Source organism: Haloferax sp. AB510, from assembly GCF_024136985.1.
In the GTDB taxonomy this organism is placed as follows: domain Archaea; phylum Halobacteriota; class Halobacteria; order Halobacteriales; family Haloferacaceae; genus Haloferax.
Genome location: NZ_JAMYJY010000220.1, coordinates 1 through 879, shown reverse-complemented (window position 1 = coordinate 879; position 879 = coordinate 1). Strand labels below are relative to the sequence as shown.

Here is an 879-nt window from a genome sequence, read left to right as displayed (position 1 = left end):
CCCGCCGTGGGACGACGACTGGCGTGGCCGCGTTCGACCGGGCGGGGCGGCGGCTCCCGCTCCGCGTCGTCGACGCGGAACCGCGCGAGTCGCTCGACGTGGCGGCGGTGGCCGAGCCCATGGCCTCGGCGCCGGCGACGACGCCGGCTGACGGATAGTCACCGCATCGATACAGTTATTGGCGACGACTGGCCACGACTGACTGAACCGCCGATTCGCGAGCACAGCGACGGCGTCCCGTGCGGACGCCGCTCGCGTAGTGACGACGCCGGTCGGCGCGACAGACCATGCAATCGCCAACAGCCACTCGCAATCGACCATGAGTTGGAAAGACACCGTATCGCCGATCCTGAGCCGGATGCCCGCCGTCTCCCGCCCGGAGGGACACGTTCCGTTCCGCCGAAAGCTCGGCTGGACCGCCGGGATTCTCGTCCTGTACTTCTTCCTGACGAACGTCACGCTCTTCGGCGTCGGGACGGGGAGCCAGGACATCTTCGGGCAGTTCCGCTCCATCCTCGGCGGGGGACAGGGGACCATCCTCCAGTTGGGTATCGGTCCCATCGTCACCGCGAGCATCGTCCTGCAACTGCTGCAGGGCGGGGACATGCTCGGTCTCGACACGGACGACCCGCGCGACCAAATCCTCTATCAGGGGCTCCAGAAACTACTCGTCTTCGGGATGATCGCCCTGCAGGGCCTGCCGGTCGTCTTCGCCGGGGGCTACCTCCCGGCCGACCCAGCGGTCGCGAGCGCCCTCGGCGTCGGGACGGTCGGCGTGAAGTGGCTCATCTTCGCCCAGATATTCGTCGGCGGCGCGCTCGTGTTGTTCATGGACGAGATCGTCAGCAAGTGGGGCGTCGGCTCCGGGGTCGGCCTGTT

Annotated in this window: 1 pseudogene; it reads left to right on the top strand. The window is 68.1% G+C overall.

Annotated features, from left to right (window positions below):
• Positions 1–319 precede the first annotated feature (319 nt).
• A pseudogene (locus tag NKF06_RS20675) lies at positions 320–879 on the top strand (preprotein translocase subunit SecY); the annotation flags it as partial.